Genomic DNA, 12,872 nt, shown 5'->3' on the forward strand with positions numbered 1-12,872 from the left:
AAAGGACCCACCGATGCATGCCTGGCTGTGCGAGAACCCCGTCGGCGTCGAGGCGCTGCAGTGGAAGGAACTGCCGACGCCGCAGCCCAGGGCCGGTGAGGTGCTGGTCGAGATCAAGGCGGCGAGCCTGAACTTCCCCGACCTGCTGATCGTCCAGAACAAGTACCAGATCAAGCCGCCGCTGCCCTTCGTGCCGGGATCCGAGTACGCCGGCATCGTGGCCGCGCTGGGCCCCGATGTGAAGCATCTGAAGGTGGGACAGAACGTGGCGTGCCTCTCCGGCACCGGGGGCTTCGGCACCCACACGATCGCCCCGGCGGCGCTGTGCCTGCCATTGCCCGACGCTTTCCCCCACGCGGACGCCGCCGCATTCATCATGACGTATGCGACGTCGCACCACGCGCTGGTGGACCGGGGCCAGGTGAAGGCCGGCGAGACCGTGCTGGTGCTCGGTGCGGCCGGCGGTGTCGGCACGGCCGCCATCCAGATCGCCAAGGCGCTCGGCGCGCGGGTGATCGCCGCGGCGTCCTCCGACGACAAGTGCGAGCTGTGCCGCTCCATCGGGGCGGACGCCACCATCAACTACACCCGCGAAAAGCTGCGCGAGGCGGTCGCCGCGGCCACCGGCGGCCGTGGGCCGGACGTGGTGTACGACCCGGTGGGCGGCGATCTCGCCGAGCCGGCGCTGCGCTCGCTCGCCTGGCGCGGGCGCTACCTGGTGATCGGCTTCGCGTCCGGCACCATCCCGTCGCTCCCGTTGAATCTGCCCCTGCTGAAGGGAACGTCGATCGTCGGCGTGTTCTGGGGCAGCTTCTCGCGGCATGAGCCACAGGCAGCGGCCGCGGTGCTGGCGGAACTCGCGGGCTGGTACGGCCAGGGCAGGATCAAGCCGGTGATCGACCGGCTCATGCCGATGGCCGAGCTCAAGGCGGCGTACGAGTACATGGGCACCCGCGGCGTGAAGGGCAAGGTGGTGATGGTCAACTGAGGCCGCCGCGTCCCGCTATAATCGCCGTCTCTGCGGTGGCTGTAGCTCAGTTGGTAGAGTCCAGGATTGTGATTCCTGTCGTCGTGGGTTCGAGTCCCATCAGCCACCCCATCCGATCGATCGAAAGCCCGCCCTCCGGCGGGCTTTTCATTTGGCAAGGTCCGATCGGCCTTGTCTTTCGTCAACGCGGATGGCACCAGCACACCTATCGTTGTCGCAGACACGCTGCAAGCGCAGGACATCGATGCTGCCCCTTCCAGTCCGCAAGCTGCTGTTCGCGCTGAGCCTGTGCGGAACGACGGCATTGGCGTCCGCGCAGCTCCAGTGGTTCGAGGCCGGGCAACCGACCAACGAGGCCATGCACGCGGCACGGGTTCTCGCCGCGGCGGGGGAGCACGGACTGGATCCCGCCGACTACGCAGCTCCTGCGCTGCAATCGCGCCTTGCGGCCGCGGCGGATGGGCCGGCCGCGGGCGAGCTCGAACAGCGCGAACTGGGCGCGGCCCTCACGGCGGCCTTGCAGCGCTACCTCACCGACCTGCAACGGGGCCGGGTCGATCCGCGCCAGCTCCATGCGGGCTTCAACCTGCCACGACGGCCCGGCGTCGACACCCTGGGCCTTCTGGGCGACGCCCTCGCCGCCCGGCGGCTGCCGCAGGCCTTGCGCGAAGCCGAGCCGCAGTTGCCGATGTACGCCAACCTGCGGCACGCGCTGGCACGCTATCGCGGCCTCGAAGGCCACCCGGCCTGGGCCGCGCGCCTGCCACCGCTGCCCGCGCGCAAGCTGGTGGCGGGACAGGCCTGGGCCGGCCTGGCGGCGATGGCCCGGCGCCTCGAAGCCCTGGGCGACCTCGAACCGGGGCATGCCGCGCCTGAGCGCTTCGACGCGCGGCTGGTCGATGCGCTGCAGGCATTCCAGGAGCGCCACGGGCTCACCCCCGATGGTGTGCTGGGCGCCGCGACGCTGCGCGAGCTCGACGTCGTCCCGGCCGCACGCGTGCGGCAGATCGAGCTGGCCATGGAACGGCTGCGCTGGACGCCGCTCCTGCAGGCGCCGCGAATGATCGTGGTCAACATCCCCGAGTTCGTCCTGCGTGCGTACGAAGTCTCCGACCACCGCATCGACGTGCGCCTGACGATGAAGGTGATCGTGGGCAAGGCGCTGCGCACGCGCACGCCCTTGCTCGCCGAGGCCATGCGCTTCATCGAGTTCAGTCCCTACTGGAACGTGCCGCCCTCGATCGCGCGCGACGAGACCGTGCCGCGGCTGCGCCGCGATCCTGGCTATCTGCAACGCGAGGGACTGGAATTCGTCACCCCTTCCGGCCAGGTGGTGACCACGCTCGATCCGTCCTACCTGGAGGCGGTGCTGCGCGGCGATTGGCGCATTCGCCAACGCCCCGGGCCGCAGAACGCGCTCGGTGGCATCAAGTTCGTGTTCCCGAACAACGCCAACATCTACCTGCACGACACCCCCGCGCGGCGGCTGTTCGAGCGGGAGCGGCGCGACTTCAGCCACGGCTGCATCCGGCTGGAAGCGCCGGCGGCGCTCGCCCGGTTCGTGCTGCGGGACCAGCCGCCGTGGACCGGCGACCGCATCCGCGAGGCCATGGACGCCGGGGTCGCCAGCACCTTGCGGCTCGAACAACCGGTGCCGGTGCTGATCGCGTACAGCACCGTGGTGGCCAGGACCGGAACCGTGTATTTCTACCGCGACCTGTATGGCCACGACGCGGTCCTCGACCGCGCCTTGCGGCAACGTGCCGCCGGATTGCCCCCTCTGCACGGGCGGAAAGGCCCGGTTCCCTAGAATCCGGACGATGCCGACGCCAGCCCACCGTCCCGACCGCCGCCTGTTCCTGCATCGTTTCGCGCAGTTCGCCGCGCTGGGTGCTGCCGGATCCGCCGTGATGCCGGCCCTGGCCTCGCGCCCTGATGCGCGCACGCTCGCGTTCGACCACACCCATACCGGCGAACGGCTGAGCCTGGTCTACGCCGTCGGCGATCGTTATGTGGATGACGCCCTGGGTGCGCTCAACCATTTCATGCGCGACCACTACACCGGCGACGTCGGCGTGATGGACCCGCAACTGTTCGACCTGCTGCACCGGGTGAAGAACGAGCTCGGGACGGCCAATTCGTTCCAGGTCATTTCGGGCTACCGTTGCCCCCAGACCAACGCGACGCTGAAGGCCACCCGTGGCGGCGGCGTGGCCAAGCGCAGTCTGCACATGGACGGCAAGGCCATCGACGTCCGGCTCCCCGGCGTGCCGCTCGGCGACCTGCGCGACGCGGCCCTGTCCCTGCGCCAGGGCGGCGTCGGGTACTACCCGCGCGACCAGTTCGTCCACCTCGACACCGGGCGCGTGCGCCACTGGTAGGCGTGTCGCGCCGGCGCACGGGCGGCGCCGGGCAGCAGCACCCACGCGGGATGACACAGCGCCGCCGGGCTTGCGGCGGGCCGCGTTCGCCTTACTGCTTCGGCTCCGGCTCGTCGGCCGGCTTGGGTACGAGGATCTGCGCCTTGAAGCGGTCCTTCAGCATGTTGTAGTACGCCAGGTTCTCCGCCGTGGCCCAGGCCTGGGCGTACTCCTGCCGCTCCTGCTGCGCCATCTGCGGCGCCGGCGCGGGGCGAGGTATGACCTTGTTGACCTTCGCCACGACGTAGCCGTCGTTGCCGAGGTCGATGCCCGCCCATCCAGGCAGCGCCGCCGGGTCGACGCGCAGGACCGCCTCGATCACCGGCAGCGGCTGGTTGCGCGTCTCCACGCGCGAGAGCACCACGGGCGGAGGCAGGCTCGCGCTCGCCAGCGCCGCTTTCCACGCCGCCAGCCTGGCGGCGCCGTCCTTGCGCGCGAGCTCCGCGCTGCGAGCGGCCACCAGGCGCTCGCGCACCCGGTCCCTGACCTCGGCGAACGGCAAGGTGCGCGCCGGGGTGTGCTGCACGACGCGACCCGACGCCAGCGTGCTCGGCGCGACCTCCACCGCCTCGGTGTTGCGCTTCTTCTCGAGGTTGTCGGGCGCGAACAGCGCGCCGAGGAACTTGGGGTTCGCGAGCGGCCCGGTCGCGCCCGGCGCCGGCTGCCGCGTCACCGTGGCCGTGCGCACCTGCAGCTTCAGCTTGTCGGCGGCGGGCTTCAGGCTGTCGGATTGCTCGTAGACCGTGTTGGTGAACGTGTCGGCCGCTTCGGCGTACTTGCGCTGCGCGAGTTGCTTTGCGACCTCGGCCTCGAGTTCCGGTTTCATCTGCTCGAAGTTGCGCTGCTTGGGCACCTTGACGTCGGTCACCTTGACGATGTGGTATCCGAAGTCGGTTTCGACGATGCCACTGATCTCGCCCTTGCCAAGCGCGAAAGCCGCGTCCTCGAAGGGCTTGGTCATCGCGCCGCGGGCGAAGAAGTCGAGATCGCCGCCCTGGGCCGCGGACCCCGGATCCTGCGAGTGCTTCTTCGCGAGTTCGGCGAAGCTGTCCGGGGCCTTCTTCACCTGTGCCAGCAGCTCCTGGGCTTTCGCGCGCGCCTTCTGCTTCTCGGCATCGGGCGCGCCCTTCGGCACGGCGATCAGGATATGGCTGGCACGCCGCTCCTCCTGGCCGCCCAGCCGCGCGACGTTCTGCTCGTAATAGGTCTTGAGGTCCTGCTCGTTGACGGTGAGGCCCTTGCGCACCGACTCGACGTCCAGCACCACGTACTCGATCGCGGCCTGCTCGGGCGCCTGGAACAGCGCCTGGTTCTCCTTGTAGAACGCCTCGAGTTCCGCGTCCGCCGGTTTCACCTGGCTCGCGTAGTCGGCGGGGGAGAATCGGGCCAGTTGCACTTCGCGCTGCTGCAGGAAGGCATCCAGTGCCAGTTGCACCTGCGCCGGGGTGACCAGCGTCGTGCCGCCGACGCCGAGCAGCACCTGGTTGGCCGACAACTCGGCGCGCACGCCGGCCTCGAACATCTCCGGCGTCATGCCCTGCGCGCCGACCAGCTGCCGATAGCGCGCCATGTCGAGCTTGCCGTCGGGGCCGCGCAGCGCGGCGATCATCTCGTTGCGCTGCAGCTCGCGCGCGAGGCGCTGGTCGCTCGTGACCAGCTTGGACTGCGCCGCCGCGGCGGCGAGCACGCGGTCCCGGACCATGCGCTCCAGCGTGGCGTACTTCGCCGCCGGCGACTCGAGCATCTTCGAGTCGAGGTTCGGCAGCTGCTGGCGCAGCCGCTCCACCTCCTGCTTGTGCGCCGCGTCCCAGTCGCCCTGCAGGATCTCGCGGCCGTCGACCTTGGCGACGGCGTCGCCCTTCTCGCGGAAGCGGTTGTAGCCTTCCAGTCCGAACAGCACGAACGAAGGGAAGATCAGCAGGAACAGTATCAACTGCATGATCCGGGTGTGCTTGCGGACGAAATCAAACATGCTCAGACTCACAACGATGGGACACTTCGGCGGCTGCGCCGCCGGTCGGGCCGGGCTCCGCGTCCCGGATGCCGGACAAACAAAAGGCGAACAACTGTTCGCCTTTGCTGTTGGTGGGTGCTGACGGGATCGAACCGCCGACCTACGCCTTGTAAGGGCGCCGCTCTACCAGCTGAGCTAAGCACCCCGCATGACCGCTCAGTTCAGCGCATCCTTCAGCGCCTTGCCCGGACGGAACTTGGGAACCTTGGCAGCCTTGATTTTAATCGCTGCGCCGGTGCGGGGATTGCGACCGCTGCGCGCCGCCCGCTTGCCGACCGCGAAAGTGCCGAACCCCACCAGCGAAACCGAGCCGCCCTTCTTCAAGGTGATCTTGACGGCGCCGATCATCGACTCCAGGGCGCGCGTGGCCGCCGCCTTGGAGATGTCCGCATGCCTGGAGATGTGCTCTATCAGTTCGGTCTTGTTCACGGGGCCCCTCGCAGAGAGATTGAGTTGACAGGAAGTGTCTGTTCGGTTTTCTTGTTCTCGCCTCTCGCTGCCGACCGCATTGGAGGCGGCACTTGAGGCTTGGTCGCGGCGTCCAGCCACCGAACGATTAAAGCCACCGTGCCAGACGGTGTCAATACGAGGGGCGGCTTTACAACAGCGCGGACGCGGATTCTAGACGCTTTTGGCTTCTTTCCACCTCGATCCGCGCAAGGCACTTCATGTCGCAGCGCGTCAATTCTGCCGTCACGCGACGCGGCGCGCGCGTCGCGTTCCACCGTCCGGGAAAGCCGCCTCAGAGGGCCGCGGCGATCGCCTTCCCGAGGTCGGTGGTGCTGCCCTTGCCGCCGATGTCAGGCGTGCGCGGCGCGCCGCTCTTCGGATCGAGCACCTTCTCGATGGCGGCGAGCACCGCGTCGTGCGCCTGCTTATGGCCCAGGAACTCCAGCATCATCGCGCCGCACCAGATCTGGCCGATCGGGTTGGCGATGTTCTTGCCATAGATGTCCGGCGCGGACCCGTGCACCGGCTCGAACAGCGACGGGAACTTGCGGTCCGGGTTGAGGTTGGCGCTCGGCGCGATGCCGATCGTGCCCGTACACGCCGGCCCCAGGTCGCTCAGGATGTCGCCGAACAGGTTGCTCGCGACCACCACGTCGAAGAAGTCGGGCCGCTGCACGAAGTGCGCCGTCAGGATGTCGATGTGGAACTTGTCCAGCTTGACGCCGGGATACGACCTGGCCATCTCGGCGACCCGCTCGTCCCAGTACGGCATGGTGATCGCGATGCCGTTGGACTTGGTGGCGCTGGTCAGGTGCTTCTTCGGGCGCGACTGCGCGAGCTCGAACGCGAACTTCAGCACCCGGTCTACGCCGATGCGCGACATGACGGTTTCCTGCATCACGATCTCGCGCTCCGTGCCGGGATACATGCGCCCGCCGATGCTGGAGTACTCGCCCTCGGTGTTCTCGCGCACGATGTACATGTCGATCTCGCCCGGCTCGCGCTTGCTGCCGTCGCGACGCACGACGGGCGCGACGATGCCCGGCATCAGGCGCGCGGGGCGCAGGTTGACGTACTGGTCGAACTCGCGCCGGAACAGCAGCAGCGACTGCCACAGCGAGGTGTGGTCGGCGATCTTCTCGGGCCAGCCCACGGCGCCGAAGAAGATGGCGTCGTGGCCGCCGATCCGGTCCTTCCAGTCGTCGGGCAGGTACTTGCCGTGCTTCTCGCAGTACTCCCAGCTGGAAAAATCGAAGTGGTCGAACGCCAGGTCGATGCCGAATTTCGTCGCCGCCGCCTCCATGACGCGCACGCCCTCGGGCATCACTTCCTTGCCGATGCCGTCGCCGGCGATGACGGCGATGCGTTTCTTGCTCATTGCCTGCTACTCCTTGGAAAGATCGATGGCCGATTCTCGCGGCGGGCGGTGATGCCGGCAAGCAATAATCCGGCAACCCATTCTTTCCAGACGTGCAGCAATCGAATCTCCACCTGGACCGCGCGGACCTCGAACTGCTCCTGGCGATCCGGCGCCACGGCAGCCTCGCCAGCGCGGCGGACGCGGCCGGCGTCGTGCCTTCGGTGATCACCAAGCGGCTCGCCGCGCTGGAGGCTCGGCTCGGCCTCAAGCTGTTCCAGCGCACCACCCGCCGCGTCGTCGCCACGGCGGAAGGCGAGGTGCTCTGCACGCGGGCGGTCGGACTGCTGGCCGGGTTCGAGGCGATGGAAGCGGAACTGCAGGAGCGCCAGCAGGAACCGGCCGGGCGCATCCGGCTGGCGGCGACCTTCGGCTTCGGGCGCGCGTGGCTCGGACCGGCGCTCGCCGAGTTCCAGGCGCGCCATCCGCAAGTGGAGATCCAGCTGCAGCTGACGGAGCAGTTGCCCGACCTCGCCGTCGAGGGTTTCGATGGCGCGGTGTGGCTGTGGGCGGTGCGCGGCCCGCGCGCGAGCGAGTGGACCGGGCGCCGCCTGGCGCGCAACCAGCGGGTGCTGGCGGCCGCGCCGCAGTACCTCAGGCAGCATGGCACGCCGGCTTCGCTGGATGAACTCGCCGCGCACGACTGCCTGCTGGTGCGCGAGAACGAGGGGTTCGACGTGTGGCGCTTGCAGCGCGAGCGCGATCACACGGAAGTGCGGGTGCGCGTAGGCGGCGTGTTGTCCAGCAACTCGGGCGAGCTGGTGCGCGACTGGTGCCTTGCCGGCCGCGGCATCATGCTGCGCAGCCTGTGGGACATCGCCGGGGCGTTGGCGAGCGGCGAGCTGGTGCGGGTGCTGCCCGGCTATGCGATGGTGGACGCCGACATCCACTGGATCGCGCCGCACACGGCGTCCACGCCCAGGCGGATCCGGCTGCTGGTGGACTTCCTGGCGGAGCGCTTTCGCGGCGAGCCGTGGAAGCTCAAGCCCGCCGCACGACGAGGCTGACGCCCAGCGCCGTGAGGGCCATCCCGGACACCGTGGTCAACCCGATCGGCTCGCGGAACAACACCCAGGCCATGAGGGCCGTGCACGGCGGCACCAGGTACATCAGGCTGGTCACGGCCGTCGCCGCGCCGCGCTGGATCAGCAGGTACAGCAGCGAGCTGCCCCCCAGCGTGAGGCCCAGCACCGACCAGGCCAGGGCGCCCACCAGTTGCCCGTTCCAGCGCATGGCCTCGGTCTCCAGCAGCGCCAGCGGGATGGTGACGGCGAACGCCGCCACGAGTTGCACCAGGTTCGCCGCGCGGACGTCGCACGGTCCGAGGAACCGCTTCTGGTAGAGGGTGCCCGCGGTGATGCTGACCAGCGCGCCGAGCGCAAGCGCCAGATTCGGCCCGCTGATCTCGCCGACGCCGAGCTTGTCCCAGACCACGAGGGCCAGACCGGCGAACCCCAGCACGAGGCCCAGCCACTGGCGCGCTTCCACCGCGCCGCCGCGGCCGGCGATCCACACCGCCGTCAGCACCGGCTGCAGCCCCACCAGCAGCGCCGCCAGGCCGGCGCCCATGCCCAGCTTCACGGCCGCCCAGACCCCGCCGAGGTAGCCCGCGTGCATCAGGATGCCGGTGACGGCGAGGTGCGCGAGCTGGCGGCGGTCCGTGGGCAACTTCACGCGCGCCGCGACGGCCCAGACGATGAAGCAGGCGACCGACAGCGCGTACCGCGCGGCCAGGAACTTCATCGGCGGCGCGTGCGGCATGCCGTAGCGCGCGACGATGAATCCGGTGCTCCAGATCACGACGAACACCGCCGGCATCGCCCGCACCAGGGCGTCGTCGCGTGCGGCCACCTATTTCACCCGCTTGCGGATTTCCGGCAAGGCCTTCTGCAGGTAATAGACCATCGACCACACCGTCAGGATCGCGGAGATCCAGATCAGCCAGGTGCCCCACAGGCCGGTGTCGATGGCGCCGAACAGGCGGCCGTCGAACAGCAGGAATGGAATCGCGACCATCTGCACGGTGGTCTTCACCTTGCCCAGCATGTGGACCGCCACGCTCTTGGCGGCGCCGATCTGCGCCATCCATTCGCGCAGCGCGGAGATCGCGATCTCGCGGCCGATGATGATCAGCGCGACGAACACGTCGGCCCGCTTCAGGTGCACCAGCACCAGCAGCGACGCGCAGACGAGGAACTTGTCGGCCACCGGGTCGAGAAAGGCGCCGAAGGCGGAAGTCTGGTTCAGCCGCCGGGCGAGGTAGCCGTCGAGCCAGTCGGTCAGCGCGAACACGACGAACATCACCGTGGCGATGAGGTTCTGCAGCCGCGGCTCCAGCCCCACGTAGAAGACGCCCACGATCAGCGGGATCGCGACGATGCGGGTCCAGGTGAGGATCGTGGGAACCGTGAAGAACATGGGCCTCGATTCTGGCATGCCGCCGCCGGGAGCCGGGTCGCGACGCCGCAATTCAGTGCAGCGCCCGGTAGATGGCCTCCGCGAGATCCCGCGAAATTCCCTCCACGCTGGCGATGTCGTCGACGCCGGCGGCGGCCACGCCGCGCACGCCGCCGAACCGCTGCAGCAGGCGTGCACGCTTCTTCGCGCCGATGCCGGGAATCTCCTCGAGCTGGCTGCCACCCACGCGCACCCGCGCGCGGCGGGCGCGCATGCCGGTGATGGCGAAGCGGTGCGCCTCGTCGCGGATCTGCGCGACCAGCATCAGCGCCGCGGAATCGCGCCCGAGGAACACCTTGGCGCGGCCATCGGCGAACACCAGTTCCTCCAGGCCCACCTTGCGCCCTTCGCCCTTCTCCACGCCGACGATCACGGACAGGTCCAGCCCCAGCTCGGCGAAAACCTCGCGGGCCATGCTGACCTGGCCCTTGCCGCCGTCCACCAGCACCAGGTCCGGCAGGCGCCCCGCGCCGCCGCCGCTGCCCTTGGGCGGGGTCGCATCCGGCGCGTCGCGCCCGGCTTCCGCGAGCCGGCTGTAGCGGCGCAGCAGCACCTGGCGCATGGCGGCGTAGTCGTCGCCCGGCGTGATGCCTTCGATGTTGTAGCGCCGGTATTCCGAGTTCTGCATCTTGTGGTGATGGAACACGACGCAGGAGGCTTGCGTCGCTTCGCCGGCCGTGTGCGAGATGTCGAAGCACTCGATGCGGAACGTGTCGAGGTTGTCCGGCGCCAGGTCGAGCGCGTCCACCAGCGCCCGGGTGCGGGCCTGCTGCGAGCCCTCCTCGGCCAGCAGGCGCGCGAGCTGGATGTCCGCGTTCTGCTGCGCCATCTCCAGCCACAGGCGCCGCTGTTCGCGCGGCTGGTGCACGGCATTTACCCGCACGCCCGCCTGCGCGGACAGCGCCGCGATCAGTGCAGCGCTGACGGGCACGCTGGTGATCAGCGTCGAGGGCACGGGCACGCCGAGGTAATGCTGCGCGATGAAGGCTTCGAGCACGTGCACTTCCACCGGCTGTGCCGGTGCGGGCGATTCCACTTCCGTTTCCGCCGCCTCGTCGAAGTCCTGCACGGCCGCCGCGTCCTCCAGGTGGCTCGGGAAGTAGGCCCGGTCGCCCAGATGGCGGCCGCCCCGCACCATGGCCAGGTTCACGCAGGCCTTGCCGCCTTGCACCTTGACCGCGAGGATGTCCGTGTCCTTGTCGGAGATGGTCTCCACCGACTGCTGGTGCAGCACCTTCGACAGGGCCGCCATCTGGTTGCGCAGTTCCGCCGCCTGCTCGAACTGGAGGCGCTGCGCGTGCTGCATCATCCGCGCCTCCAGCGCGGCCAGCACCTGCTGGGTGTCGCCGCGCAGGAACGCCTCGGCGTTCTCCACGTCGTGCCGGTAGTCGTCGGCCGAGATCAGGTTGACGCAGGGCCCCGAGCAGCGCTTGATCTGGTACAGCAGGCAGGGCCGCGTGCGGTTGGCGAACACGGTGTCCTCGCAGGTGCGCAGCCGGAACACCTTCTGCAGCAGCTGGATCGATTCCTTGACCGCCCACGCGCTCGGGTACGGCCCGAAGTAGCGGTGCTTGCGGTCGACGGCGCCGCGGTAGTACGCCACCCGCGGAAAGGCGTCCGCGCCGGGGGGCTGCTCCTCCCCCAAACCGGCCTTCCGGGCGCCGGCGATCTTCAGGTACGGGTAGCTCTTGTCGTCCCGGAACAGGATGTTGTAGCGCGGGTTGAGCGTCTTGATCAGGTTGTTTTCGAGCAGCAGCGCCTCGGCCTCGGAGCGCACCACCGTCGTCTCGAGCCGCGCGATCCTGGAGATCATGTGGCCGATGCGCGTTCCACCGTGGTTCTTCTGGAAGTAGCTCGATACGCGCTTTTTCAGGTTGCGCGCCTTGCCGACGTAGAGCACGCCACCCTCCGCGTCGAAGTAGCGGTAGACGCCCGGCAGCGAGGGCAGCGCGGCCACCTGCGCGAGCAGCTGTTCGGAATGGACCTCTGACATACGCGCGTATTGTGGACAATCCGCGTGGATCGAGTCCGCCCCGCCATGCTCTGGGACATCTTCTGCAAGGTCATCGACAACCACGGCGACATCGGCGTGTGCTGGCGGCTGTCCGCGCAACTGGCGCGGACCGGCGAGCAGGTCCGGCTGTGGGTCGACGACGCCCGCGCCCTGACGTGGATGGCCCCGGCCGGGGAGCCCGGCGTCACGGTGCTGGCGTGGAGCGCGCAGGCGGCAGGCGAACCGGGGGATGTGGTGATCGAGGCATTCGGCTGCGACCCGGAGCCACAGTTCCAGGCGGCACTCGCGGCCGCTTCACGCCAGCGCCCGACGCAGCCGCCGTGGATCAATCTCGAATACCTCACCGCCGAGCGCTTCGCGCAGCGCAGCCACTTGCTGCCCTCACCCGTGCTGTCCGGGGCTGCGGCCGGCCTGACGAAGCATTTCTTCTACCCGGGATTCGTTGCGGGCACCGGCGGCCTGCTGCGCGAACCCGACCTCGCGCGACGCCAGGCGGGCTTCGACCGCGCCGGCTGGCTGCGGGGCCACGGGATCGCGGCCGACCCGGACCTGCGCGTGGTCAGCCTGTTCTGTTATGAACCGGCGGCCCTCGGCCATCTCCTGCGGCAACTGGCCGCCGGTCCGGGGCGCACCGCCTTGCTGGTGACTGCGGGGCGCGCGGCGGACGCGGTGCGGCGCTGCCTGGACGAGCGCGAACGGGCGCAGCCAGGGTGGCTCGCCGCATCGAAGCTGGCGGTGCACTGGCTGCCCCTGCTCTCGCAGGACGATTTCGACCACCTCCTGTGGTCTTGCGACCTCAACTTCGTGCGGGGCGAAGACTCGCTGGTCCGCGCGCTGTGGGCGGGCCGCGCCTTCGTCTGGCAGCTGTACCCGCAGGACGACGGCGCCCATCACGCCAAGCTGGCCGCCTTCCTCGACTGGCTGGAGGCGCCGCCCTCGTGGCGCGCGTTCCACGAGTTCTGGAACGGTGGCACGGCGCAGGCCACTCCGCTCGCCCTGCCGGACTGGGCCGCGGCAGCCCGGGCGGCCCGCGAGCGGCTGCTGGAGCAGGCGGACCTCGCCCGGCAATTGCGTGCGTTCGTGCAGGAGCGGCGCCGCGCCGGCTAGGGCCC

General features: G+C 69.4%; 11 protein-coding genes and 2 tRNA genes. 6 read left to right on the forward strand and 7 right to left on the reverse strand.

Annotation, left to right across the window (positions count from 1 at the left end):
* Positions 1-13 precede the first annotated feature (13 nt).
* The 4 genes from RAMLITH_RS04740 (at position 14) to mepK (ending at position 3,369) form a co-directional block, all read left to right on the forward strand.
* On the forward strand, positions 14-988 hold the full coding sequence (locus tag RAMLITH_RS04740) for an NADPH:quinone oxidoreductase family protein (protein ID WP_168106139.1): 975 nt from the start codon (positions 14-16) through the stop codon (positions 986-988).
* Positions 989-1,023: 35 nt separating this feature from the next.
* Positions 1,024-1,099, forward strand: a tRNA-His gene (locus RAMLITH_RS04745).
* Between the two features lie 133 nt (positions 1,100-1,232).
* Positions 1,233-2,798, forward strand: coding sequence for a L,D-transpeptidase family protein (locus RAMLITH_RS04750; protein WP_168106140.1), 1,566 nt, complete (start codon positions 1,233-1,235; stop codon positions 2,796-2,798).
* 10 nt (positions 2,799-2,808) lie between these two features.
* Entirely contained in the window at positions 2,809-3,369 is a 561-nt protein-coding gene (mepK, locus tag RAMLITH_RS04755; protein ID WP_168106141.1) for a peptidoglycan L,D-endopeptidase MepK, read from the forward strand.
* Between the two features lie 91 nt (positions 3,370-3,460).
* Here the strand turns inward: mepK and RAMLITH_RS04760 are convergent, their stop codons facing one another.
* From RAMLITH_RS04760 to RAMLITH_RS04775, 4 genes are all read right to left on the reverse strand, one after another.
* Complete coding sequence (locus RAMLITH_RS04760; RefSeq protein WP_168106142.1) at positions 3,461-5,380, reverse strand: SurA N-terminal domain-containing protein; 1,920 nt, start codon at positions 5,378-5,380, stop codon at positions 3,461-3,463.
* Positions 5,381-5,491: 111 nt separating this feature from the next.
* Positions 5,492-5,567 (reverse strand) — tRNA-Val (locus RAMLITH_RS04765).
* Between the two features lie 11 nt (positions 5,568-5,578).
* Positions 5,579-5,971: an HU family DNA-binding protein gene (locus RAMLITH_RS04770; protein ID WP_337786103.1), complete on the reverse strand. Its 393-nt coding sequence runs from the start codon at positions 5,969-5,971 to the stop codon at positions 5,579-5,581.
* Positions 5,972-6,164: 193 nt separating this feature from the next.
* Entirely contained in the window at positions 6,165-7,250 is a 1,086-nt protein-coding gene (locus RAMLITH_RS04775; protein WP_168106144.1) for a tartrate dehydrogenase, read from the reverse strand.
* Between the two features lie 113 nt (positions 7,251-7,363).
* Here RAMLITH_RS04775 and RAMLITH_RS04780 point away from each other — a divergent pair, with 113 nt between their 5' ends.
* Entirely contained in the window at positions 7,364-8,296 is a 933-nt protein-coding gene (locus tag RAMLITH_RS04780) for a LysR family transcriptional regulator (protein WP_168106464.1), read from the forward strand.
* Here the strand turns inward: RAMLITH_RS04780 and RAMLITH_RS04785 are convergent.
* Genes RAMLITH_RS04785 through uvrC form a run of 3 tightly spaced genes read right to left on the reverse strand, consistent with a single transcriptional unit; the run spans position 8,271 to position 11,739 of the window.
* Complete coding sequence (locus tag RAMLITH_RS04785) at positions 8,271-9,107, reverse strand: DMT family transporter (protein WP_168106463.1); 837 nt, start codon at positions 9,105-9,107, stop codon at positions 8,271-8,273. The two genes, RAMLITH_RS04780 and RAMLITH_RS04785, sit on opposite strands and share 26 nt — an antisense overlap.
* A 33-nt stretch (positions 9,108-9,140) precedes the next feature.
* A complete protein-coding gene (gene pgsA / locus RAMLITH_RS04790) occupies positions 9,141-9,707 on the reverse strand; it encodes a CDP-diacylglycerol--glycerol-3-phosphate 3-phosphatidyltransferase (RefSeq protein WP_168106145.1) in 567 nt (188 codons plus the stop codon).
* A 52-nt stretch (positions 9,708-9,759) separates the two neighbouring features.
* Positions 9,760-11,739, reverse strand: coding sequence for an excinuclease ABC subunit UvrC (gene uvrC, locus RAMLITH_RS04795; RefSeq protein WP_168106146.1), 1,980 nt, complete (start codon positions 11,737-11,739; stop codon positions 9,760-9,762).
* Between the two features lie 24 nt (positions 11,740-11,763).
* Here uvrC and earP point away from each other — a divergent pair, with 24 nt between their 5' ends.
* On the forward strand, positions 11,764-12,867 hold the full coding sequence (earP, locus tag RAMLITH_RS04800) for an elongation factor P maturation arginine rhamnosyltransferase EarP (protein WP_420376886.1): 1,104 nt from the start codon (positions 11,764-11,766) through the stop codon (positions 12,865-12,867).
* The last annotated feature ends 5 nt before the right edge of the window (positions 12,868-12,872 follow it).

Origin of the sequence: Ramlibacter lithotrophicus, assembly GCF_012184415.1 — a bacterium.
GTDB classification, from domain to species: domain Bacteria; phylum Pseudomonadota; class Gammaproteobacteria; order Burkholderiales; family Burkholderiaceae_C; genus Ramlibacter; species Ramlibacter lithotrophicus.

Excerpts from the sequence above, each read along its gene's own strand:
- RAMLITH_RS04750 (WP_168106140.1), top strand. The coding sequence starts at position 1,233 with ATGCTGCCCCTTCCAGTCCGCAAGCTGCTGTTCGCGCTGAGCCTGTGC.
- RAMLITH_RS04785 (WP_168106463.1), bottom strand. The coding sequence starts at position 9,107 with ATGCCGGCGGTGTTCGTCGTGATCTGGAGCACCGGATTCATCGTCGCG.
- RAMLITH_RS04740 (WP_168106139.1), top strand. The coding sequence starts at position 14 with ATGCATGCCTGGCTGTGCGAGAACCCCGTCGGCGTCGAGGCGCTGCAG.
- RAMLITH_RS04775 (WP_168106144.1), bottom strand. The coding sequence starts at position 7,250 with ATGAGCAAGAAACGCATCGCCGTCATCGCCGGCGACGGCATCGGCAAG.
- mepK (WP_168106141.1), top strand. The coding sequence starts at position 2,809 with ATGCCGACGCCAGCCCACCGTCCCGACCGCCGCCTGTTCCTGCATCGT.
- RAMLITH_RS04760 (WP_168106142.1), bottom strand. The coding sequence starts at position 5,380 with ATGTTTGATTTCGTCCGCAAGCACACCCGGATCATGCAGTTGATACTG.
- uvrC (WP_168106146.1), bottom strand. The coding sequence starts at position 11,739 with ATGTCAGAGGTCCATTCCGAACAGCTGCTCGCGCAGGTGGCCGCGCTG.
- pgsA (WP_168106145.1), bottom strand. The coding sequence starts at position 9,707 with ATGTTCTTCACGGTTCCCACGATCCTCACCTGGACCCGCATCGTCGCG.